Origin of the sequence: Saccharothrix espanaensis DSM 44229, assembly GCF_000328705.1 — a bacterium.
In the GTDB taxonomy this organism is placed as follows: Bacteria; Actinomycetota; Actinomycetes; order Mycobacteriales; family Pseudonocardiaceae; genus Actinosynnema; species Actinosynnema espanaense.
In genome coordinates, this window is the sequence record NC_019673.1 from 7521530 (window position 1) to 7543856 (window position 22327).

Consider the following 22327-nt stretch of genomic DNA (forward strand, 5'->3'; position numbering starts at 1 on the left):
GAACGGGCGGTGGGCAGGAACGGGCGGCGGATGGCGCGGCCGGCTGGGCAGGCGTGCGGCGGGGCGGGCAGGCGGGCGGGGCGGTCAGCGGGCCTTCGGGGGCAGCGGGAAGAAGCCGCTGGTGCGGCGGACGTACTCGGCGTACCCCGGACGCCGCTGCGCGATGTCCTTCTCCAGCAACGGCTTCCCGCTGCCCTTGGCCAGCAGGAAGGTCATCAGCAGCGGGCTCACCACGAGCACCGACGCCCAGGGGGTCGAGCAGGCGAACAGGAACAGGCCCCACCACACGCAGGCGTCGCCGAAGTAGTTCGGGTGCCGGGTGTAGCGCCACAGGCCGCGATCCATGACCTGGCCCTTGCTCGCCGGGTCGGCCTTGAAGCGCTCCAGCTGGTAGTCGCCGATCGACTCGAACGCGAACCCGACCAGCCACACCGCCACGCCCAGGTAGTCCAGCACCCCGAACGCCGCCGTGGTGTGCGCCGCGAACTGCACCGGCAGCGACACCACCAGCATGATCGCGGCCTGGAGCAGGTAGACCCGGTACATCTTGGCCAGCGGGTTGCCCTTGGCCCGCGCGTACATGTCGACGTACCGCTGGTCCTCGGGCTTCCTGCGGTTGCGCGAGTGGATGTGCCAGCCCAGCCGCACGCCCCACACCACCGTCAGCACCGCGACGACGAGCGCCCGCGCCGAGTGCTCCGACAGCACGTAGGTCAGCGCCGCGATCACCGCGAACCCCGGACCCCAGAACGAGTCGATCAGGTCGAACCGCTTGCGCGACGCGGCGTAGCCGAACAGCGCCGTCACCAGGGCGACGACCGCGACCGCCGACCACAGGACGTTCCAGCCGAAGGTCATGCCCACTCCCGGGTCCGCGGCATCCCGCTGTCGCCGCGCGGGCCGGGGCGGACCGCCAGCACCTGGTCGACGCCCATCCGCCCCTCCTCGAAGGTCAGCGCGCCACCGGCCAGGTACAGCCGCCACACCCGCGCCTGGCCCTCGCCGACCAGCGCGACCGCCTCGGCCCAGCGCTGTTCGAGCGTCTCGGCCCACGCGCGGACCGTCCAGACGTAGTGCTCGCGCAGCGCGTGCACGTCGCGGATCTCGAACCCCGCCCCTTCCAGGTGCGCCACGGTCCGGCTGACCGGCCGCATGTGCATGTCCGGTGCCACGTAGGACTCGATGAACGCGCCGCCGCCGGGTGCGTTGGCACCCCGCGACATCTGCTGGAGCAGCAGCCGGCCGCGCGGCTTGAGCATCCGGTGCAGCACCGCCGCGTACTGCGGGTAGTTCTCCTCGCCGACGTGCTCGCCCATCTCGATCGTGGACACCGCGTCGAACGGCTCGTCGGCGATCTCGCGGTAGTCCTGCAACCGCACGGTGACCAGGTCGGCCAGGCCCTCGCGCTCGATCCGAGCCTCGATGTGCGCCTTCTGCTGCGCCGAGATGGTCACGCCGGTCGCCCGCGCGCCGAAGTGCTTGGCCGCGTGGACGATCATCGAACCCCAGCCGCAGCCGACGTCGAGCAGGCGCATCCCGGGCTTGAGGTCGAGCTTGCGGCACACCAGGTCCAGCTTGGCGTGCTGCGCCTGGGCGACCGTGGCCCCCGGCGTGGTGAAGTACCCGCACGAGTACGCCATGCTCGGGTCCAGCACCAGCTGGTAGAACGCGTTGCTCAGGTCGTAGTGGTGGGCGATGGCGTCCCGGTCCCGGTCGCGGGTGTGCCGCCGGCCGGAGAGCCGGGCCTCCTCGCCGGGCGGCGCGGGGCGCGGCCCGAGCACGCCCAGACCGGCGGCGGTGCGCAGCGCGCCGAGCACGTCCACCGGTTTCGGCTTGCTCAGCCTCCCCTGCCGGGCCAGCTCCCAGAACCGGACGAGCCCCTCGGTCAGGTCACCGTCCACATCCAACTCCCCCGCCACGTACGCGCGGGACAGGCCCAGCTCATCGGGGTTCCACAGCAGCCGGCGCAGGGCCCTGCGGGACCTGATCACGGCCACCGGGCCGTCCTGCGGCCCGGCCGTGCTGCCGTCCCACGCGCGCAGCCCGATGGGCAGTTGCGCACCCAGCAGACGCTCCACGACGGCGGCGAGCCGCCCGGCCACTCCGGCGGTTGCGACGACCACGAGCTCCTCCTCACACCTCTGGTAGTCCGACGTTCGCGCGCCACCCCTGTCTTGGTTCGACTCGCCGCCCGGCGCTGAACCGGCGTCGCGAGGTGGCCGTAGTCGTCGGTGGAGCGATTGACGGACCAAGGAGGAGTTGAGTGTGATCCGACGAAACCGCATCGCCATCGCCGTCGCGGGAGGCATGGCTGCCGTGCTCGCGCTGGTCGTGTGGACCTCGAACGCCGCGGGCTTGCAGAGCACCACCGTGGCCCGGACCGAGCAGGTGGGCGCGGCGGCGCAGGCCGACTACGGCGACGTCCCCGCCGCACCTCCCGCCGAGACGCCCGCCGCGACCACTTCGCGATCCCCGCTGGAGACCCCCGCCGCCGGTGCGCCCGAGGGGCAGGCCGCCCCCGCACCGGCCGGGTCCTCGGTCACGCTGGTGGCCAAGAGCGTGCCGAAGATGGGCGACGTCGTGCAGGACGGCGACGGCCGCACCCTCTACCGGTTCGACAAGGACACCCCGAACCCGCCGAGGTCCAACTGCGAGGGCACCTGCGCCGAGACGTGGCCGCCGTTGCTCGCGACCGGCGGCGCGCCGGCGCTGGAGGGCGTGGACCCGGCGCTGGTCGGCACGGTCAAGCGCGCGGACGGCACCGAGCAGGTGACGCTGGCCGGGTGGGCGCTCTACGCGTACGCCAAGGACGAGGCCCCCGGCCAGTGGAAGGGCCAGGGCGTGGGCGGCACGTGGTTCGTGGTCCAGCCCGACGGCAAGCGCAACGTCGAGTGCCTGCCACCCGGCGTGAAGGCCCCCGCCGCCTAGCACCGGCCCGCCGCACGTCGGCCCCTGAGCACACCAGCCCGAAGCACACCGGTCCGGCGCACACCGGGCGTGGACACACCGAGCGTTGACACACCGAGCGCGCCGGCCGCAAACGCACCCGTCACGAACGCGCGGATCACCGACGCGCCAGCGGCCACACCCCCCGAAACGCGTGATCCCCCGGCCTGGGGTTGGGCCGGGGGATCACGCGTCGAGCGGGGAAACCCTTACAGGTTCGGGTAGAGCGGGTGCTTGGCGGCCAGCACCTCGACCCGGGCCCGCAGCTCCGCCAGGTCCGGCGCGGCCTGGAGCGCGGCCGCGATGACGTCGGCGACCTCGGCGAAGTCCGCCGCGCCGAAACCGCGGGTGGCCAGCGCCGGCGTGCCGATCCGCAGGCCCGAGGTGACCATCGGCGGGCGCGGGTCGTTGGGCACCGCGTTGCGGTTGACCGTGATCCCGACCTCGTGCAGCCGGTCCTCGGCCTGCTTGCCGTCCAGTTCGGACGCCACCAGGTCGACCAGCACCAGGTGCACGTCGGTGCCGCCGGTCAGCACCTTCACGCCGACCGCCGCCGCGTCGGGCTGGGAGAGCCGGTCGGCCAGGATCTTCGCGCCCTCGACCGTTCGGCGCTGGCGGTCGGCGAACTCGGGCGACGCGGCGTGCTTGAACGCCACCGCCTTGCCCGCGATCACGTGCTCCAGCGGCCCGCCCTGCTGGCCGGGGAACACCGCCGAGTTGATCTTCTTGGCGAGGTCGGCCTCGTTGGTCAGGATCACGCCGCCGCGCGGGCCGCCCAGCGTCTTGTGCGTGGTCGTGGTGGTGACGTGCGCGTGCGGCACCGGGCTCGGGTGCAGCCCGGCCGCCACCAGGCCGGCGAAGTGCGCCATGTCGACCATCAGGTAGGCGTCCACCGAGTCGGCGATCCGGCGGAACTCCGCGAAGTCCAGCTGCCGCGGGTAGGCCGACCAGCCGGCCACGATCAGCTTCGGCCGGTGCTCGGCGGCCAGCCGCTCGACCTCGGCCATGTCGACCCGGCCGTCGGACTCCGCCACGTGGTAGGGCACCACGTTGTAGAGCTTGCCGGAGAAGTTGATCCGCATCCCGTGGGTCAGGTGGCCGCCGTGCGCCAGGTCCAGGCCCAGGATCGTGTCGCCGGGCTGGAGCAGCGCGAACATCGCGCACGCGTTGGCCTGCGCGCCCGAGTGCGGCTGGACGTTGGCGAAGCCCGCGCCGAAGAGCTCCTTGACCCGCGAGATCGCCAGCCGCTCGATCACGTCGACGTTCTCGCAGCCGCCGTAGTAGCGCCGGCCGGGGTAGCCCTCGGCGTACTTGTTGGTCAGCACGGAGCCCTGCGCCTCGAGGACCGACACCGGGGTGAAGTTCTCCGACGCGATCATCTCCAGGGTGCCCTGCTGCCGGCCGAGCTCCGCGGCGACGGCCTCGGCGACCTCCGGGTCGAACTCCGCGAGGGAGGTGTTGAAGTGCTCGGACATGGTGTCTCCCTTACGAGTTTCGCTTGTAGAACGGCAGCGCGACGACTTCCACGGGCTCCTGCCTGCCCCGGATGTCGACGGCCAGCTCGGTGCCGGGCTCGGCGTTCTCCGGCGTCACGTACGCCATCGCCACCGAGTAGCCCAGGGTCGGCGACAGCGCGCCGCTGGTGACCTCGCCGATCACCGCGCCGGACGCGTCGAGCACCGGGTAGCCGTGCCGGGGCGCGCGCCGCGAGGCGGTCTTGAGACCCACCAGCTTCGCCTCCACGCCCTTCTCGGCGACGGCGGCCAGCGCGTCGCGCCCGACGAAGCCCTCCGGCTTGTCCAGCTTGACCACGCGGCCCAGGTTGGCGTGGTACGGGGTGCGCTCGGCGGACAGCTCGTTGCCGTAGAGCGGCATCCCGGCCTCCAGGCGCAGCGTGTCGCGGCAGCCGAGGCCGGCGGGCTTGAGGTCGTGCTCGCGGCCCGCCTCCAGCAGCGCCTGCCACACGGCCGGCGCGTCCGAGGGGTCCAGGAACAGCTCGAAGCCGTCCTCGCCGGTGTAGCCGGTGCGGGCCAGCAGCGCGGGGCGGCCGGCGACCTCGGTCGGGTAGGAGGCGTAGTACTTGACCGTCGCCAGGTCGGTCGTGGTCAGGCCCGCGACGATCGCCGTGGACGCCGGACCCTGCACCGCCAGCAGGGCGTAGTCGACCGACTTGTCGACCACGGAGGTGTCGAAGCCGTCCGCGCGCTCCACGAGCGCGTCGAACACCACGGCGGCGTTCGACGCGTTCGCGACGACCAGGTACTCCTGCTCGCCGGTGCGGTAGACGATCAGGTCGTCGATCACGCCGCCGTCCGGCTGGGTGATCATGGTGTAGCGGGCGCGGCCGACCGCGATCGCGGACGCGTTGCCGACCAGCGCGTGGTCCAGGGCGCGGCCGGCCTCCGGGCCGGACAGCACGATCTCGCCCATGTGCGTCAGGTCGAACAGGCCCGCCGACGTGCGCACGGCGTGGTGCTCGGCGAGCTCGCTGTCGTAGCGCAGCGGCATCTTCCAGCCCGCGAAGTCGGTGAACTGGGCGCCCAGCGCCTCGTGCTCGGCGTGCAGCGGCGTCCGGCGGGTTTCCACGGGGTGGTCCTCCCTGGTGGCGGGCACGGCGATGGCACCGACCTGGTCGGTCGGCCGCCGTTGGTGAAGGATGACACGGTCCATCGGAGACTCCTCGTCGAGTGAGCCTCCCCCTCTGTCATGAGCCTGAGAGCTTCACCGCGCGCTGGGCGCGGCTTGCACCGTGGGCGAGGCGCGCTGCGCCTGCTTTCCAGAGTTGCCTGCGTCGGGCGGTAGCTGTGCCTGAGAGATTCCGGGGAGGAGTTGCTCCTTCGGCGCCCCTTCCGGGGACTCTCCCGCTCGACATCGACGGCCGTGTTCAGTTGGTACCGCCAGACGCTAGTTGTGCCTGGTAGGCACGGTCAACCAGGACCCGGTCACAGAACCCGCCACCAGACCGCCGACGATCAGGACCGACGGGCGACCGCACCCCTGCGGGCCACACGCCGGGAGATCCGACGAGCGCAGGCCGCGCATCGGTGGCCGCGCTGACCACGGACGACGCACCCACAGCGGCCCACGAGAGCGGCGACTCGCGGATCGCAGGCCGCGCGGCGACGGATGCCAGAGCAGCGTGCCAGGGGCCTACGACGCGCGCAGGAGGCTCGGGTTCGCGTCGCACGGCGGGAAGCGCCTCGCCCGCGCCCCGCGCGCCCACGGCGACCTCAGGCGCGGGCGTGGGGCGAGCGGTCACAGGGCACGTTCCGCCTTGACGCTCTCGACCACCTTGCGCTCGGCGTAGAACGACACGAACGGGATGGTGCCCGCGAGCAGCACCAGCGCGGAGCCCTTGAGCGACCAGCGCGCCTTGAGCGCCAGGTCGACCGTGAAGACCAGGTAGATCGCGTACAGGAAGCCGTGGACCGGCCCGACGACGGCCATCATCCCGGCGTTGTCGCCGATGTACTTGACGAACATCGCGACCACGAGCAGGAGCAGGCCGACACCGACCACGTAAGCCATGAACCGGAACCGGCTCAACGCACCGCTCATCGCCTACCGACCGCCTTCGCTCACCGCTGGTCCCGCGCGTTGAGCTCCCGGAGGTAGCGGTTGTAGGCCGCCAGCTCGTCGTCCTCGTCGTGGTGCGCGGGTGTTCTGACGGGTTCCACGGTAACCACCGGCCGCGCGGCCGGTGCCACCGGCTCCCGGGTCCCGCCGCCGGCGTCCTCGGCCCGGCGCTGCGCTGCGAGCTTGCGCAGCCGCCACACCATGAACAAGGGGAACAGGCCGAACAGCGGCCACTGGAAGACGTACCCGAGGTTCTGGAACGTGCCACCGGCCTCGGAGAACCGCTCCCACTGCCAGTAGGCGAGGCCGCAGCACACGATCAACGACACCAGGCAGACCGCCGCGATGGCGAGTCGCTTGGGTGTCAGGAGGGTGCCGGGCACCCTCCCACACTACTTCGCGGAGTTCACATCTCGACGGAAGGGGCTCCTCGCACAGGAGCCCGCCCTCCCGGTTGGTGCGGTGCTACCACTCGACGCCGCGCCCTCACAACGCGGCGCTGGTTCACGCAACGCCGTCCCGGCGCTGCCGCTGCAACCTGGCCACGCACCAGGCCGCCGCACTGCCCCGACGCAGGTGCTGGAGCACCGTCATCGGGCCGAGGCGCCGTCCCAGGTCGGCGGGCGTGAGCCCGGCCGCCCGGTAGTCGAGCGCGCGCTGGTCCAACGGGCTGATGCCCGCGTCCCACCACCGCTCCGCCTCGGACAGGTCGCCCACCAGCTGCCAGTAGCTGGCGGCCGCCGCGAGCAACACCTCGGGCACCTCGGGTGCCCTCTTCCGCATCGCCGCCACGTAGGCCGGGTCAGCGGATTCGACCCGTACCAGTCCGCGCGACCCGCCGTTCGCCCGTTGCACGGGGATCCCCGGTGCGGACGGCGGGGCCTCTGCGAGCCACGCGTCCTTGATCCGGTTCACCTCCTGCAACTCGGCGTCGTCCGAGCGCTCAGCCGCCCACTGCCGCAGCAGCTCGTCGACTCCGGAGTCCTCGACCATTCTGCCTCCTCGTCGGTCGAAGATCAGCCAATGCAGCGCACCGTATTAGCGGGTACCGACAACCGCTAGACCCTGGTTTGTCAAAAACCCTGTTACCAGGGCGTTATAGCCCTCATTCCACCCAGACGGTGCAACGTCCGAGCCCGTTCGTCACGGGAGGTGACCGGACCACCCGCGCCCCGCGACGTGGACTAGTTGAACAGGCTGCGGACGAACGTGATGATCGACTCGGCCCCCTGGCGCAGCCAGCCGACGCCCGTCTTGACCGCGTCGGCGGACTGATCGGGCTGGGTGATCAGGAGGAACAGCAGCAGCGCGACGGCCGCCAGCGTCACCACCTTCTTGACGTTCACGAGACCCTCTCCGTCCGTTCACAGGTGCCCGGCCGGCAGGCGTCGTGCCCACCGCGTCACGACCATGGTCCCCCATTCACCCGGACGATGACGGGAGAACCCGCCCTGATCCCACGACCGGGCGCTGGATCCACCAGCGAGCAACGCTCGGACCGTCCCGCCAGTCACCCGAACGGACGATCAAGGGCCTCCGAACCCGGGCCGATGACCTAGGTACGGGCCACTCGCCCCACTCCCCCCTGGCACGGACACCGAGGTTCGCCACATCGTCAGCTCTCCGCCGCAGATCGCGCTGATCACCCACATGCGCTGACCCACACACGGTCAGTCATCGGCCGGTACGGGCCGCACCTCATTCTTTCGGGCACTGTTCGCGTATTTTCGCGCCCTTTTTCGGATCGCCTTCCGGTCGACTTCCAGCCGACTCCCGGTCCACTCCCGGGCCACTCCCGGGCCACTCCCGGGCCACTCCCGGTCGGTTACCGGTCATCCGACAACACCCGCGCGCCGCAGTTCGGCGATCTCCGCCTCGGGCAGTCCCAGCTCCGCCAACACCTCGATCGTGTGCTGCCCGACTGCGGGCGGCACGGACGGTGTCCCCGCCGGCGTCCGGTCGAACCGGGGCGCGGGAGCGGGCTGCGGCAGGCCGCCCACCTCGACAAACGTGCCACGTGCGGTGTTGTGCGGCGCGGCCGGGGCTTCCTCCGGGCTCAGCACCGGGACCAGGCAGGCGTCCGTCCCGGCCGCCCGCGCCGCCCATTCATCCCTCTTCCGAGTGGCCACGACCGCCGCGATCCGCTCGCGCAGCGCGGGCCACTGCGCGGGATCGTGCCGATTCGGCACCTCGGCGTCGGCCAAACCCAGCACGACCAGCAGTTCCGCGTAGAACTTGTCCTCCAGGGCCCCGATGCTGACGTACTTTCCATCCGATGTGGCATAAACGTCGTAGAACGGCGCACCGCCGTCGAGCAGGTTCGTGCCGCGCTCGCCGGACCACGCCCCGGCGGCCTTCATGCCGTGCAGGAACGTCGTCAGCAGCGCCGCGCCGTCCACCATCGCCGCGTCCACCACCTGCCCGCGCCCGGACCGCTCGCGCTCGTAGAGGGCCGCGAGCACGCCCAGCGCGAGCAGCAGGCCGCCGCCGCCGAAGTCGCCCACGACGTTGAGCGGCACGGTGGGCGGCGCGCCCGCCCGCCCGATCGGCTCCAGCGCGCCGGCCAGCGCGATGTAGTTCAGGTCGTGCCCGGCCCGGTCGGCCAGCGGGCCGTCCTGGCCCCAGCCGGTCAGCCGGCCGTAGACCAGCCGCCGGTTGCGGGCCAGGCAGTGCGCCGGCCCCAGGCCCAGCCGCTCGGTCACCCCCGGCCGGAAGCCCTCCACCAGCACGTCGGCCCGCTCCACCAGCTTGAGCACCACCTCCGCGCCCGCCGGCCGCCGGGTGTCCACGCCGATCGAGCGCCGGCCGCGCCCCAGCACGTCGCCGGGCACGGCCGGGCCGCCGGACACCCGGTCCACCCGGACCACCGACGCGCCCAGGTCGGCGAGCACCATGCAGCCGAACGGCGCGGGCGCGAGGCCCGCGAGCTCGACCACCCGCAGCCCCGCCAGCGGCCCGGCCACTAGAGCGACCTCGCGATGATTTCCTTCATGATCTCGTTCGTCCCGCCGTAGATCTTCTGCACGCGCGCGTCCGCCCACGCGCGCGCGATGGGGTACTCGGTCATGTAGCCGTAGCCGCCGAAGAGCTGGACGCACTCGTCCACCACCCGGCACAGCCGCTCGGTGGACCACCACTTGGCCATCGCCGCGGTGGGCACGTCCAACCGGCCCAGCAGGTGCTCGCCGATGCACTCGTCCACGAAGGCCCTGGTCACGCGGGCCTCGGTGGCGCACTCGGCGAGGGTGAACCGGGTGTTCTGGAACTTGATGAGCTCCCGGCCGAACGCGGTGCGGTCCTTGACGTAGTCCACGGTCAGGTCCACCGCGGCCTCGATGCCCGCGATCGACGCCACCGCGATGATCAGCCGCTCCTGCGGGAGCTGCCGCATGAGCTGGATGAAGCCCTGCCCCTCGGCCGAGCCGAGCAGGTTGGTCGCGGGCACCCGGACGTCGTCGAAGAACAGCTCGGCGGTGTCCTGGCCCTTGAGCCCGATCTTGTCCAGCACCCGGCCGCGCCGGAAGCCCGGGGCCAGCGGCGTCTCCACGACCAGCAGGGAGATGCCGGTCGCGCCCTGGGACGGGTCGGTCTTGGCGACCACGATCACCAGCTCGGCCTGCGCGCCGTTGGTGATGAAGGTCTTGGAGCCGTTGATCACGTACTCGTCGCCGGTGCGGACCGCGCGGGTCTTGATGTTCTGCAGGTCGGAGCCGCCGCCGGGCTCGGACATCGCGATCGCGCCCACCAGCTCGCCGGTGGCGAGCCTGGGCAGCCAGCGCAGCTTCTGCTCCTCGGTGCCGTAGGCCAGGACGTAGTGCGCCACGATCCCGCTGTGCACGCTGTTGCCCCACGCGCTGTCGCCGGCGCGGGCCTGCTCCTCCAGCAGCACCGCCTCGTGCGCGAACGTGCCGCCGCCCCCGCCGTACTCCTCCGGCACGGACAGGCACATCAGGCCCAGCTCGCCGGCCTTGTTCCAGAACTCCCGGTCCACCTGCTTCTGCGCGGCCCAGCGCTCGTGGTTCGGGACCGACTCCTTCGCGAAGAACGTCCGGGCGAGCCGGCGCAGCTGGTCCAGGTCGTCGGTCATCCAGGGGGAACGGCGCGTTGGCATACCGACGACGGTCCCACCGGCGGCGGTCGCCCGCCATGACCGCCACACCCACAACTGCCGGCAGATCGTGAGCGCAATTGTCAGGTGCGTGCGCGACACTGCGGACATGAACCTCCGAAGGCTGTCCCCGCGGGACTGGGCGACTTGGCGTGACATGAGGCTCAGCGCACTGGCCAGCGACCCCGGCGCGTTCGGCTCGACGCTGACCGTCGAGCAGGGGTACGGGGAGGCCCGCTGGCGCGAGATCCTGCACCCGCGGTGGGGCGTGAAAGTCATCGCGGAGGCGCCCCAGCCGGTCGGACTGGTGGGGACAGTGCCCCATGAGGTCCACGACGACGTGCTGTACCTGTACTCCATGTGGGTGAAACCGCCGTTCCGCCGGCGGGGCGTCGGCGAAGCCCTGGTGGCCGAGGTCCTGGCCTGGGCGATGGAGCACGGCTGGCCCCGGGTGCAGCTCCGGGTGTTCGCCGGCAACGTCCCGGCCCGCCGGCTGTACGAGCGGCTGGGCTTCACCGGTGACGGCGAGGTGATGGACCTCGCGGTGAGCTAATAAGTCAGTCGTAGCGGTCATGGGCTTGGCGGCCGCGACTGCCTACGGTGGCAGCATGAGCGAAGCCTTGATCTTCGACGCGGTGCGCACACCGCGCGGCAGGGGAAAGCGCGGTTCGCTGCACAGCGTGAAGCCGATCACCCTGGCCTCCGGGGTGCTCGCGGCGCTGGCGCGGCGCAACGACCTGGACACCTCGGCCGTGGACGACGTGGTGTTCGGCGTCGTGTCCCCGGTCGGCGAGCAGGGCTCGGACATCGCCCGCACCGCCGTCCTGGCGGCCGGGTGGGACCTGCGGCCCGCCGGGGTGCAGCTCAACCGCTTCTGCGCGTCCGGCCTGGAGTCGGTGAACCTCGCGGCGGCCAAGGTGGCGTCCGGGTTCGAGGACCTGGTGGTCGCGGGCGGCGTGGAGTCCATGTCGCGGGTGCCGATGGGCTCGGACGGCGGCGCGTGGATGGCCGACCCGGAGACCAACCTGGCCACGAACTTCGTGCCGCAGGGCGTGAGCGCGGACCTGATCGCCACCCTGGAGGGCTTCAGCCGGGAGGACGTCGACGCGTTCGCCCTCCAGTCGCAGCAGCGGGCCTCGCTCGCGCGGGACAAGGGGTACTTCGAGCGCTCGCTGGTGCCCGTGGTGGACCAGAACGGGGTCGTCGTGCTCGACCACGACGAGGCGATCCGGCCGGAGACCACGCTGGCGGCGCTGGGCGGGCTCAAGCCGTCGTTCCAGTTCCACGGCGACCTCGGGTTCGACGCGGTCGCCATCGACCGGTACCCGTCGGTCGAGCGGATCGACCACGTGCACACGCCGGGCAACTCCTCGCAGATCGTGGACGGCGCGGCGGCCATGCTGATCGGCAGCGCCCGCGCGGGCCGGGACCTCGGCCTCACGCCCCGGGCCCGGGTCGTGTCGGTCGCCGTGGTCGGCTCGGAGCCGACGATCATGCTCACCGGCCCGGCGCCGGCGGCGCGCAAGGCGCTGGACAGGGCGCGGCTGTCGGTGGAGGACATCGACCTGTTCGAGATCAACGAGGCGTTCTCCTCGGTGGTGCTCAAGTTCCGGCGCGAGCTGGACCTGCCCGACGAGAAGGTCAACGTCAACGGCGGCGCGATCGCCATGGGCCACCCGCTGGGCGCGACCGGCTGCATGATCCTGGGCACCCTGCTGGACGAGCTGGAGCGCCGGGACCTGCGCCGGGGCCTGGCCACGCTGTGCGTGGGCGGCGGCATGGGCATCGCGACGATCATCGAGAGGCTCTGATGACCATCCACTACGAGCGCGACGACGAGGGTGTCGTCACCCTCACCATGGACCTGTCGGGCTCGGCGAACGTGATGAACGCCGAGTACCACCGGGCGATGGGCGAGGCGGTCGCCCGGCTGGAGGCCGAGCGCGACGAGATCACCGGGGTGGTGCTGACCTCGGCCAAGAAGATGTTCTTCGCGGGCGGCGACCTGAACCTGCTGATCACGCTCACGCCGGAGAACGCGGGCGAGGCGCTCGGGTTCCTGGAGGAGGTGAAGGGCCAGCTGCGCCGGCTGGAGACGCTGGGCAGGCCGGTCGTCGCGGCGGTCAACGGCGCGGCGCTGGGCGGCGGCTTCGAGATCGCGCTGGCCTGCCACCACCGGGTGGTGCTCGACGACGACAAGATCAAGGTGGGCCTGCCCGAGGTGACCCTGGGCCTGCTGCCCGGCGGTGGCGGCGTGACCCGGCTGGTGCGCCTGCTCGGCGTGCAGCCGGCGCTGCCGCTGCTGATGGAGGGCAGGCAGTTGCGGCCCGCGCGGGCGTTGCAGGCCGGGATCGTGGACGCCCTGGCACCCTCGAAGGAGGACCTGATCGCGCAGGCCCGCGCGTGGATCAAGGCCAACCCCGCGCCGCAGCAGCCGTGGGACCGGCCCGGGTACTCGGTGCCGGACGTGAAGTTCGGCGACCCGAACGTCTACGGGCTGCTCGCCGCCGCGCCCGCCGTGCTGCGCAAGAAGACCCACGGCGCCTACCCGGCCCCGGAGAAGATCCTGGCGGCCGCGGTCGAGGGCGCGCTGGTGGACTTCGACACCGCGCTGGAGGTCGAGGGCCGGTACTTCCTCGAACTGGTCACCGGCCAGGTGTCGAAGAACATGATCTCGACGTTCTGGTTCCAGCTCAACGAGATCGGCGCGGGCGGCTCGCGTCCGTCCACTGTGGACGCCACGAAGGTGGGCAGGCTGGGCGTGCTCGGCGCGGGCATGATGGGCGCGGGCATCGCCGAGGTCAGCGCCAAGGCCGGCATCGAGGTGGTGCTCAAGGACGTCACGCTGGAGGGCGCGACCCGCGGTGCCAACGGCGTCCCGGGCATCACGCCGACCGATTCCGACGCCGACCTGGCCGGGTGCGACCTGGTGATCGAGGCCGTGTTCGAGAACCGCGCGCTGAAGAACGAGGTGCTGCCGGCGGCCGAGTCGTCGGCGCTGCCGGACGCGGTGATCGCCTCCAACACCTCCACCCTGCCGATCACCGGGCTGGCCTCGGCCGTGGCCGACCCGACGAGGTTCATCGGGCTGCACTTCTTCTCGCCGGTGCCGAAGATGCGGCTGGTGGAGATCATCCGCGGCGAGCAGACCTCGGACGAGACGCTGGCGCGGGCGTTCGACTACGTGCTCCAGATCGGCAAGACGCCGATCGTGGTCAACGACAGCCGCGGCTTCTACACCTCGCGGACGTTCGGCACGTACGTGACCGAGGCCGTGTCGATGATCGCCGAGGGCGTGCGGCCGGCGCTGGTCGAGAACGTCGCCAAGCGGTCCGGCATGGCCGTGGGGCCGCTCGCCGTCTCCGACGAGGTGACGTTGACGCTCCAGCTCAAGATCCGCGACCAGACCCTGGCCGACGACCCGGCCACCGCCGGCGCGCTGGGCGAGCACCCGGCGTTCGGCGTGCTGGAGGAGCTGGTCGCCGAGGGGCGCACCGGCAAGTCCGGCGGGGCCGGGTTCTACGAGTACCCCGAGGGCGGCAAGAAGTTCCTGTGGCCGGGGCTGGCCCGGTACGCGCGCGACGACGCCGGCGTGACCGAGCGCGACGTCGAGGACCGGCTGCTGTTCATCCAGTCGCTGGAGACCGTGCGGTGCCTGGACGAGGGCGTGCTGACCTCGGTCGGGGACGCGAACGTGGGCAGCGTGTTCGGGTTCGGGTTCGCGCCGTGGAGCGGCGGGACGCTGCAGTTCGTGAACTCCTACGGGCTGTCGGAGTTCGTGGAGCGGGCCGACTACCTGGCCGACACCTACGGCGAGCGCTTCCGGCCGCCGGCGTCGCTGCGCGAGCGCGCCGCGAAGGGCGAGAAGTTCTGAGGTGACGGGTGGAGCCCGGTGTCGGCACACCGGGCTCCACCCTCTCAGGCGACCGCGCCGTCGCGCGGTACTCGTTTCAGGCGACCTTGAGCCCCCACTGCGGCCACGCGGTGGTCACGTCCGCGCGGCGGGTGACGCCGTTGACGGTGACCGCGATGGTCGCCTTGCCCGGCCGCAGCGCGGTGAGCCTGCCGGTCGCCGGGTCGAGCCACGCCACGTGCCACGGCCGCAGTCCGGCGAACTGTCCGATGTGGACGTTGAGGGAACCGGTCCAGTCCGCGCTCACCGGGTACTTCACCGGCACCTGCCGCGAACCCTGGGCGACGCTCGCCGCGACCGCGCCCGGCGTGCCGACCCGGACGGTGTCCGGCACCGCCAGCGACAGGCCGTCGACGTGCGGCCGGATCTCCGCGGCGATCCACTCCTGGCCGGGCTTCGGGCGCGAGTCGACGCCGAGCATGGTCCAGCCGGAGAACCCGCCCTCGGCCGGTGCCTTGCCGGAGTTGCCGTTGATCAGGTACGGCACGCCGTCGACCCGAGACGCGTGGAACACGCCGACGTGCGAGCCGATGAACATCGCGCCCTTGCCGGTGGTGCGGCGGAAGTCGGCCAGCCAGTCCTCCACGACGTCGGCTTCCAGCCGGTCGTTGAGCTGACTGCCCTTGGTGGGCGTCGGGTCGCGCGGCGGGTGGTGCTCCACCACGACCACCGAGTTCACCGGACCGTGGTCGCGCAACGCGTCGCGCAGCATCGCGGCCTGGTCGAAGCCGCCGCCGCGGACCGTCCCGGTGGACGTGTCGAGCAGCACGAACCGGGTGCCCTTGTGGTCGAAGACCCGGTTGGTGGCACCGAACTCGCGGCGGAAGTTCTCGATCGTGCCCGGCCCCATGATCTCGTGGTTGCCCGGCACGTAGTACCACGGCAGCTCGTCGCCCAGCTCCTCGTTCAGGATCCGGTGCGCCATCGCGAGGTCCGCCGGTGCCGCCTCGTCCACGAAGTCGCCGTTGACCACGACGAAATCGGGCTTCTGCGCCTTGATCTCGCGCAGGGTGCGCCGGGCGGCGCGCACCAGGTCGCTGTCCGGGTCGCGGGCGACGAACTGGGCGTCGGACATCACCGCGAACCGCCACTCGCGGTTGCCGACCGTGCCGTCCTGCACCACGACGCGGTCGGCGACCTCCTGCGCGGCGGGCAGTTGCACGGCCGGCGGCACCTTGGCGACGATGTCGTCCACCAGCACCTCGCCCGAGTACTGCCGGTCGGCCTTGGTCTCGATCGTGTAGAACCTGGTGACGCTCAACGGGAAGGCCATCCCGGAGGGCACCGGGACCTCCAGGTACTTCCAGCCGGTCCAGGTGATGTACGGGCCGTAGAGCGACCTGGTGAGCCCGGCGTTGTCGGTCACCGTGAACGCCGTCCACTCGCCGCGCCCGTGCCCGTAGACCCACGCGCCCAGCGCGAGCGGCTGCCCCTCCAGCACGATCGGCCGAGGCGGGATCGCGTACGCCGTGCGGGTCCCGGTGGACTGGCCGAAGTCGTAGGCGAGCTTCAGGCCCGCGCCGGTGCGGCCCTCGGCGACCGGGGCGACCGAGCCCGAGCCGCGCGCCGAGCCGAACGTCCACGCCGCGCCGTCGTCGAAGTTCGCGACGACCTTCTCCTGCAACCCCACGGTGACCGGCACGCGCACGACGGTCCCGCCCACCCGCGCGGTGACGGTGGTCGCGCCGGGCTTGAGCGCCTTGACCCGCAACGAGCCGTTGTCGCCGGGCGCGATGTCGACCACCGCCCGGTCGTAGTCCAGGTCGAGGTCGGCGGGCTCGACCGGCGCGGTGAAGCCCTCCGGGTCGTGGCCGACGACGCCGAGGCCGCCGGTGCCGCCGATCTCGGGCAGGCTGAGCCGGTTCGTGGTGGCCGAGAGCCGTGCCAGCGGTCCCAGCACGGTCAGCTCCACCTCGCCGGTGGTGCCGCCGCGCCGGGCGACGGCCTTGGTGGTGCCCTTCGACAGGCCCCGGAACACACCGTCGGCGACCCAGCCCACGTGCGGGCGGGTGGACTGCCAGAGGTGCGCCTGGTCCCGGGCCGGGCCGTAGGTCTCGTCGTAGCCGTCGGCGACCAGGCGGCGGGTCAGGCCGGGGAACACCCGCTCGGGGTGGCCGCCCGCGACGGTGTCCGAGCCGGGCGCGCGGCGCGGGTCGATCGCGGTGCGGGTCCAGAACCCGGCGAGCCGGCCGCTGCCCTGCGGCGCGTAGAGCGCCAGGCCGTTGGGCACCGGGCGTTCCCCGCCGTCGGACGGGGTGTTCTCCACCGCCACGGCCTCGGTGCCGGGGGTGCGGGCGAGCAGCGTGGACGAGCCGCCGCCGTCGAGGTTGAGGGCGTTGTGCGCGCCCATCTCCTTCAGCGCGGCGGCCATGTCCTTGAGGTTGAGGCCCAGCAGGAACGGCGCTTGCCGGCCGTCCACGGTGAGCAGGAACATCTTCTTGCCGTCGGCGGAGAACCCGACCGCCGTGCGCGGGTGCAGCGGATCGTCGGGCGCGACCACCGCGCCGTCCTTGAGCAGCAGCTGGTTGCCGCCGATCGCGGCCTTGAGCGCGCTGCCGTCGCCGGCCTTCGCGGTGTAGTCCAGGGTGACCCGCTGCCCGGTGGCGAGCGCGGCCAGCCGGTCCGCGCCGGCTTCCCGGCCGACCAGGACGTAGCCGTCGGACGGGATGGGGTCGTCACCGGCCGCCGTGCGCACCTCGGTGACGACGTCGTCGCGCACCACCACCTCGGCGACCTTCGTCGCACCCCGGACGGCGCGGGCGCGGCTGTAGGAGCCCCAGACCGGGGTGAACGCGCCGGCGGCGATCGACGCGCTGTTGAGCTGCGCCAAGGGGATCGTGCCGCCGTCGGCGAGGGTCACCCGGCCGTCGAACAGCACGTCCATCACGCGCCCGATGCCCGAGGCGTCGATGCCGACCGCGCGCCGGTGCCCGGCGGCGGGCGACTTGACCACCGCGCCGTCCCGCACGCCCACGCCCTCGGGCGCGTTGGAGTTGTTGATGTCGAAGAAGTCGCCGTTCACGGCGGCCACCGCACGGGTGCGGTTGGCCTGCGCCGACAGGGGTTCGGCGGTGGTGACCTGGCCGGGGTGCAGGTAGTCCACCCGGGTGCCCGCGGTGAGGTCGACGGTCAGCGCGTCGCCGCGCACCCAGCCGCCCGCGTCGCCGGGCTCGTACCAGTCGAACGAGCTGAGCGAGACGCCCGGCGCGACCGGCCGGCTGGTGCGGGTGGTCTCGATGCGGCGGGCCGGGTCGACGGCGGAGCGGGCCGCGACCACGTCGGGCAGGTCGGCCACGCCGGTCGGCGCGGCGGGCTCGGCGTGGCCGGGCGAGGTCGGGATCAGGGCGAGGACCAGGGTGGCGGCCAGCGGCCACGTGCGTCTGGGCACAGGAACTCCGCAGGTGGTGTGGGCAAGTTTCGCGGTGTCAGTCCACCGCGTCAGGAGTTGTCGGTACACGACCGTTCGGTGGCATTCCGGCGAACATCCGGCCGTGCGGCGGGGCTCCGGCCGGGCGGCTACCGGCTGTGGGCTACTGGCTGTGGGCTACTGGCTGCCGGCTCCCGTCCGGTACGCGCCGGGGCTGTTGCCCGTCCACCGCTTGAACGCCCGGTGAAACGCGCTGGCCTCGGAGAAACCGAGCCGCAGCGCCAGTTCCTCCACCGACTCGCCGCCGCGCACCAGGCTGGCCACCGCCTGGTCGCGCAACAGCTGCTCGCGCACCTCGCGGAACGACGTGCCCTCGGCGGCGAGCTTGCGGCGCAGCGTCGGCGCGCTCACCCCGAGCCGCGCGGCCACGTTCGCCAGCCCCGCCACGCCGCCGCCGAGCATCCGGCGGACCTGGCTGGACGCGTCCGCGCCGTAGTCCCGCCGGGACAGCAGCTCGGCCGGCGAGTTGCGCAGGAACCGGCGCAGCGCGGCCTCGTCCTGCACCACCGGCATCCGCAGGAACCGGGTGTCGAAGGTCAGCACGGTCTCCGGCGCGCCGAACCGCAGCGGGCAGCCGAAGATCAGGTGGTACTCGGCCGCGTGCGGCGGCTCCGGGTAGGCCAGTTCCACGCCGCGCAGCGGGATCCGCCGGCCGATCAGCCACGACGAGAACCGGTGCCACAGCACCAGCAGCGACTCCACCAGGAACCGGTCCGGGTCGTCCACGCCCTCGGCGGCCAGCGCGAACCGGGCGACGCCGTCCCGCTCGGCCAACCGCATCGACGGCCGGACGTCGAACAGGGCGTAGAAGGCCAGGCCGCGCTGCAACGCGCCCTCCAGCGACGCGCAGTGCACGGCGAGCAGGCACATGGTCGGGAACGTGCCGCGCTTGCTGCGCTGCGGGCCGAACCCCATGAACTCGTCGTCCAGCGCGTCCCACAGGGCCTGGATGAGCTTGCTGTACTGGGCGGGGGTCACCCGCGCGCGATCGTCGGCCGGCAGCGCCTCGGGGATGCCCGCGGTGGCGAGCAGCGCCGACACGTCGTGCCCGTGCCGGACGGCACCCCGCAGCGCGGCCGTGACGTAGTGGATCGCGATGGTCCTCGTGAGCATCGCTCACAGTGTGACAGGGATGTCCGGCCACCGGGCGCTCTGTCCGGGGCGGCTTCGCGAGGGCGGCTCCACCGGGAGCGGGGCGCTTCGCGGGGGTGGCCGAGTGCGACGGCGCGGCGTGGGGAGAGAGCAGTTGCCGCGCCGCCGCACTCGTGGCCCACCCCAGTGAGCCGGCTCCTCGTCGATGGGGCTTCCGCCCGCCCATCAACGAGGGACGATGTGGCGCTCACCACTTTAGGTGGTCTAGACCAGATGCGTCAATAGAGCGAAGAGGCTATATCTGGCTCAGACCAATGCGGCGTTCCGCGAGGCTGTTTCAGGTCTGTTCCAGGGGTGCCACCGCGAAGCCCGCGGCGAACCGCTGGCACCAGATCACCACGCTGCGCACGCCCGTCAGGTCCGCGCCGGCGGGCACCTCGTAGACCTGGTTGCCGCGGTTGGCCTTGAGCTTGCCCAGACTGGTGAAGCCGGTGCCGAACGCCGACTCCGGAGCGTCGGACGCCTTGTCCGACAGGTACACGTACAGGTCCGGGCCATCGCTGGTCTCCAGCGCCTCGAACTGCACCGCGTACCCGCCGTCCGCGCGCCGGACCAGCGTCGCGCTGCCGGTCGTGGCGTGCTCCAGCGACCGGAACGGACCGGACGCCAGGGCCACCGGACCGGCCTGCGCCGGTGCCGTGGTCGTGCTCTGGACGGTGGTCGTGCTCTGGACGGTGGTCGTGCTCTGGACGGTGGTCGCCGCTGGTTGCGTGGACCGGACGCTCTGCGTGGGGGACGCCGGCACGAGGAGCGCTTCGTCCGCCGTGCGGTTGGTGACCAACCGCCACGGCTGGAACAGGTAGAGCCCCACCGCCAGCGCCACCACGAGCACCGCCGACACCCCGACAACCACGACCCGCTTGGACATCCGTCCGCCTTCCGCTTCGCCTGTACCCCTCAAGACTGACGAATCGGACACCCGTCAGAGTCCCGGAAACGCCTTACGAACTTCTGACGTCCCGCCGGCGTCGCGGGTTAGGGTCGGCAAGTGGGTGAACGGACGGGTCTCGCTGTGGTTGCCGCGCTGATGCTCGGCTGCGCGCTGTTCGGACCGTTCCCGCATCCCGTGCCGCTGCTGTTCGCCATCGCCGCGGCGGGCGCGGTCAACGCCGCGTTCCCGCTGATGCGCACCTTCGGATCGGCGCTGCTGGGCGGGGTCGCCGCCGCGGGAGTCGGGCTGGCCGCGGTGCCGTTCGTGACCTGCTCGACCGAGCGGTTCACCGAGGTTTTCACCTGCACGGGTGACGCACCGACGTGGCACCTGACCGGCGCGGTGCTGGTCGCCGGCCTGTCCGGGGCGGGCCTGGTGCTGGCCCGCGTGCTGGGCGCGGCGGTGCTGGAACGCCGGCTCGCCGCCATCGAGCGGGCCGTGACCGATCGGGAGTGACGGGTGAGCTTGACCTGGGGGCGGGTCGCCGCGTGGCGGACCCGCGCGCACAGCCTCGACGTGCGCCGGCCCGCCGAGGACGCGCTGGACGTCGTGGCCGAGCTGTGCGGCCTGCACGCGCAACTGATGTCGTCGGCCGAGGCCACGCTGCGCGCGCGGGTCGACGGCCTGCCGCCGGACTTCGTGGAGCAGGCGCTCTGGGCGGACCGGACGCTGGTCAAGACGTGGTCCATGCGCGGCACGCTGCACCTGCTGCCCGCGCGCGAGTACGCGCTGTGGCAGGCCGGTTTCGCCACCTACCAGCACTACCTCAAGCCGGTGTGGCTGCGGAACTTCCACCTCACGGCCGAGGAGCTCCAAGCCCTGCTCGACGGCGTCGGCGAGGCGCTGGAGGGCCGGGTGCTGACCCGCGCCGACCTGGCCGACGAGGTCGCCCGGCGCACCTCGCCGCACCTCGGCGAGAAGCTGCGGGAGAGCTGGGGTGTGTACCTCAAGCCCGCGTCGTTCCGGGGCCGGCTGGTGTTCGGCCCCGGCGAGGGCAACCTGGTCGCGTTCACCCGGCCGGACACCTGGATCGACGTCGGCGACCCGCCGGCCGACGCCGTCGAGCGGATCGCGCTGCGGTTCTTCGGGCAGCAGGGCGTCGCCACCCGGGAGGAGTTCGCCCGGTGGTGGGGCGTCAAGCCGCCCGACGGCGGGCGGGTGTTCAAGGCGCTCGGCGACCGGATCACCCCCGTCGACGTCGGCGGCGAGCCGTACTGGGCGCGAACCGACCTGGTCACGGCGCTGCACGAGGCCGAACCGGTGGTCGGCGCGCGGCTGCTGCCCGCGTTCGACCAGTACGTCGTCGCCGCGACCCGGCACGCCGGGCACCTGCTCGACGGCGGCACGCCCGACCGCGTGTACCGGCCGCAGGGGTGGCTCAGCCCGGTGCTGCTGGTGAACGGCCGGCTGACGGGAATCTGGTCGCAGGAGCGGAAAGGTGGGCGCACGACCGTGACCGTCGAGCCCTTCCGCTCGTTGACCGCAAAGGAGCGGAGAGCGGTGCTGGCGGAGGTCGACCGGATGGCCCAACCGGCCGAGGTGGCCTGGGTCGGCTGAGACCGGTCGGCCAAGCGGTACTGTTCTGCCGTTTGCGCCAGCGGAGAGACTCGGAGGTCGACCGTGCGGGTGCTGTGGGCTGCCAGCGGCTTGGCCGTGGCGGCGTCGGCGCTGACCGGTGTGCTCGTCGGCGTCTACATCGACGGCATGGACGACAAGCAGAAGGCGGAACCGCCGTCGTCCACCTGGATCACCACCCAGCCGCCCGCCTCGTCCGGCACACCCCCGGCGACGACGTCGAAGGCCACGACGGACCCGGTGGCGGCCGTGCCCCGGTCGACGACCTCCGCGCCGCCGGAACGCACGACGACGACCACGACACCACCACGCACCCCGGACCCGACGACCGAGGCCCCCACCACGTCCACGACCACGTCGACCCCGAAACGCACCGACTGGCCGTGCGGCCCCCTCAACCCGTTCCCACCGCCGCACTGCGACGACTGAGGCTCGGCACGCCGGCCGCACTGCCGGCACCGGCCCGGACCGGGCGGGTACCGCGAGCCGGCCGGCTGGTGCTTGCAAGACCGATCGCTGCGCACGACGGCTCGGGCCGGCCTTCCGGTGAGGTGGCGGCGCGAAGACGGAGTGCCGGGGGTGCCGCCGGCGGCGGCGGTGGCCGACCGGGTCACCGAACCCGCCTGATCGTGCGTGAGAGCGCTCCCAACGGGGTGCCCTCCGGTTAAGCTGATCCGGTCAGGCTCGGTGTGGCGAGGA

General features: G+C 72.5%; 20 protein-coding genes and 2 riboswitches. Of the genes, 7 read left to right on the plus strand and 13 right to left on the minus strand.

What is annotated here, in order from left to right:
• Nucleotides 1-84: 84 nt before the first annotated feature.
• Nucleotides 85-858 (minus strand): DUF1295 domain-containing protein, encoded by a 774-nt coding sequence (locus BN6_RS32705; RefSeq protein WP_015104130.1) that lies wholly within the window; start codon nucleotides 856-858, stop codon nucleotides 85-87.
• Nucleotides 855-2123, minus strand: a complete 1269-nt coding sequence (locus tag BN6_RS32710; RefSeq protein ID WP_231904814.1) for an SAM-dependent methyltransferase — start codon at nucleotides 2121-2123, stop codon at nucleotides 855-857. The genes BN6_RS32705 and BN6_RS32710 overlap by 4 nt, the downstream gene beginning before the upstream one ends.
• Nucleotides 2124-2265: 142 nt before the next feature.
• Here BN6_RS32710 and BN6_RS49275 point away from each other — a divergent pair, with 142 nt between their 5' ends.
• Entirely contained in the window at nucleotides 2266-2928 is a 663-nt protein-coding gene (locus BN6_RS49275; RefSeq protein WP_015104132.1) for a hypothetical protein, read from the plus strand.
• 227 nt (nucleotides 2929-3155) lie between these two features.
• On the opposite strand, the gene glyA is transcribed toward BN6_RS49275, so the two are convergent.
• The 8 genes from glyA to BN6_RS32750 all read right to left on the minus strand — a co-directional run bounded on the left by glyA (nucleotide 3156) and on the right by BN6_RS32750 (nucleotide 10633).
• A complete protein-coding gene (gene glyA / locus BN6_RS32720) occupies nucleotides 3156-4421 on the minus strand; it encodes a serine hydroxymethyltransferase (protein WP_015104133.1) in 1266 nt (421 codons plus the stop codon).
• A gap of 10 nt (nucleotides 4422-4431) precedes the next feature.
• Nucleotides 4432-5532 carry a glycine cleavage system aminomethyltransferase GcvT gene (gcvT, locus tag BN6_RS32725; RefSeq protein ID WP_041318893.1) on the minus strand — a complete coding sequence of 367 codons (1101 nt, stop codon included), beginning with the start codon at nucleotides 5530-5532 and terminating at the stop codon, nucleotides 4432-4434.
• A 105-nt stretch (nucleotides 5533-5637) separates the two neighbouring features.
• Nucleotides 5638-5732: riboswitch (glycine riboswitch) on the minus strand.
• A riboswitch (glycine riboswitch) is annotated at nucleotides 5733-5820 on the minus strand.
• A 381-nt stretch (nucleotides 5821-6201) separates the two neighbouring features.
• Nucleotides 6202-6504, minus strand: a complete 303-nt coding sequence (locus BN6_RS32730) for a DUF3817 domain-containing protein (RefSeq protein WP_015104135.1) — start codon at nucleotides 6502-6504, stop codon at nucleotides 6202-6204.
• 20 nt (nucleotides 6505-6524) lie between these two features.
• Nucleotides 6525-6905 carry a putative secreted protein gene (locus BN6_RS32735; RefSeq protein ID WP_015104136.1) on the minus strand — a complete coding sequence of 127 codons (381 nt, stop codon included), beginning with the start codon at nucleotides 6903-6905 and terminating at the stop codon, nucleotides 6525-6527.
• A 121-nt stretch (nucleotides 6906-7026) separates the two neighbouring features.
• On the minus strand, nucleotides 7027-7515 hold the full coding sequence (locus BN6_RS32740) for a hypothetical protein (protein ID WP_015104137.1): 489 nt from the start codon (nucleotides 7513-7515) through the stop codon (nucleotides 7027-7029).
• A gap of 191 nt (nucleotides 7516-7706) precedes the next feature.
• Nucleotides 7707-7868 carry a hypothetical protein gene (locus tag BN6_RS47525; RefSeq protein WP_015104138.1) on the minus strand — a complete coding sequence of 54 codons (162 nt, stop codon included), beginning with the start codon at nucleotides 7866-7868 and terminating at the stop codon, nucleotides 7707-7709.
• 486 nt (nucleotides 7869-8354) lie between these two features.
• Entirely contained in the window at nucleotides 8355-9485 is a 1131-nt protein-coding gene (locus tag BN6_RS32745; protein ID WP_015104139.1) for a CaiB/BaiF CoA transferase family protein, read from the minus strand.
• On the minus strand, nucleotides 9485-10633 hold the full coding sequence (locus tag BN6_RS32750) for an acyl-CoA dehydrogenase family protein (RefSeq protein WP_041314886.1): 1149 nt from the start codon (nucleotides 10631-10633) through the stop codon (nucleotides 9485-9487). The genes BN6_RS32745 and BN6_RS32750 overlap by 1 nt, the downstream gene beginning before the upstream one ends.
• Nucleotides 10634-10739: 106 nt before the next feature.
• On the opposite strand from BN6_RS32750, the gene BN6_RS32755 reads away from it, so the two are divergent.
• The 3 genes from BN6_RS32755 to BN6_RS32765 are packed head-to-tail and all read left to right on the plus strand — an operon-like array spanning nucleotide 10740 to nucleotide 14504.
• Nucleotides 10740-11183 carry a GNAT family N-acetyltransferase gene (locus BN6_RS32755; protein ID WP_015104141.1) on the plus strand — a complete coding sequence of 148 codons (444 nt, stop codon included), beginning with the start codon at nucleotides 10740-10742 and terminating at the stop codon, nucleotides 11181-11183.
• Between the two features lie 55 nt (nucleotides 11184-11238).
• Entirely contained in the window at nucleotides 11239-12441 is a 1203-nt protein-coding gene (locus BN6_RS32760; RefSeq protein WP_041318902.1) for an acetyl-CoA C-acetyltransferase, read from the plus strand.
• The gene (locus BN6_RS32765; RefSeq protein WP_041314889.1) at nucleotides 12441-14504 is read left to right on the plus strand and encodes a 3-hydroxyacyl-CoA dehydrogenase NAD-binding domain-containing protein; all 2064 of its coding nucleotides are present in this window, start codon (nucleotides 12441-12443) and stop codon (nucleotides 14502-14504) included. Before BN6_RS32760 ends, BN6_RS32765 begins: the two co-directional genes overlap by 1 nt.
• Nucleotides 14505-14580: 76 nt before the next feature.
• On the opposite strand, the gene BN6_RS32770 is transcribed toward BN6_RS32765, so the two are convergent.
• The 3 genes from BN6_RS32770 to BN6_RS32780 all read right to left on the minus strand — a co-directional run bounded on the left by BN6_RS32770 (nucleotide 14581) and on the right by BN6_RS32780 (nucleotide 19990).
• Nucleotides 14581-17931 carry a phosphodiester glycosidase family protein gene (locus BN6_RS32770; RefSeq protein ID WP_015104144.1) on the minus strand — a complete coding sequence of 1117 codons (3351 nt, stop codon included), beginning with the start codon at nucleotides 17929-17931 and terminating at the stop codon, nucleotides 14581-14583.
• A gap of 156 nt (nucleotides 17932-18087) precedes the next feature.
• Entirely contained in the window at nucleotides 18088-19083 is a 996-nt protein-coding gene (locus BN6_RS32775; RefSeq protein ID WP_015104145.1) for an AraC family transcriptional regulator, read from the minus strand.
• Nucleotides 19084-19399: 316 nt separating this feature from the next.
• On the minus strand, nucleotides 19400-19990 hold the full coding sequence (locus BN6_RS32780; protein WP_041314896.1) for a DM13 domain-containing protein: 591 nt from the start codon (nucleotides 19988-19990) through the stop codon (nucleotides 19400-19402).
• 120 nt (nucleotides 19991-20110) lie between these two features.
• Here BN6_RS32780 and BN6_RS32785 point away from each other — a divergent pair, with 120 nt between their 5' ends.
• From BN6_RS32785 to BN6_RS46185, 3 genes are all read left to right on the plus strand, one after another.
• Nucleotides 20111-20509 (plus strand): hypothetical protein, encoded by a 399-nt coding sequence (locus BN6_RS32785; RefSeq protein ID WP_015104147.1) that lies wholly within the window; start codon nucleotides 20111-20113, stop codon nucleotides 20507-20509.
• A 3-nt stretch (nucleotides 20510-20512) separates the two neighbouring features.
• Complete coding sequence (locus tag BN6_RS32790; protein ID WP_015104148.1) at nucleotides 20513-21610, plus strand: winged helix DNA-binding domain-containing protein; 1098 nt, start codon at nucleotides 20513-20515, stop codon at nucleotides 21608-21610.
• Between the two features lie 63 nt (nucleotides 21611-21673).
• Nucleotides 21674-22057, plus strand: a complete 384-nt coding sequence (locus BN6_RS46185) for a hypothetical protein (protein ID WP_148303113.1) — start codon at nucleotides 21674-21676, stop codon at nucleotides 22055-22057.
• The last annotated feature ends 270 nt before the right edge of the window (nucleotides 22058-22327 follow it).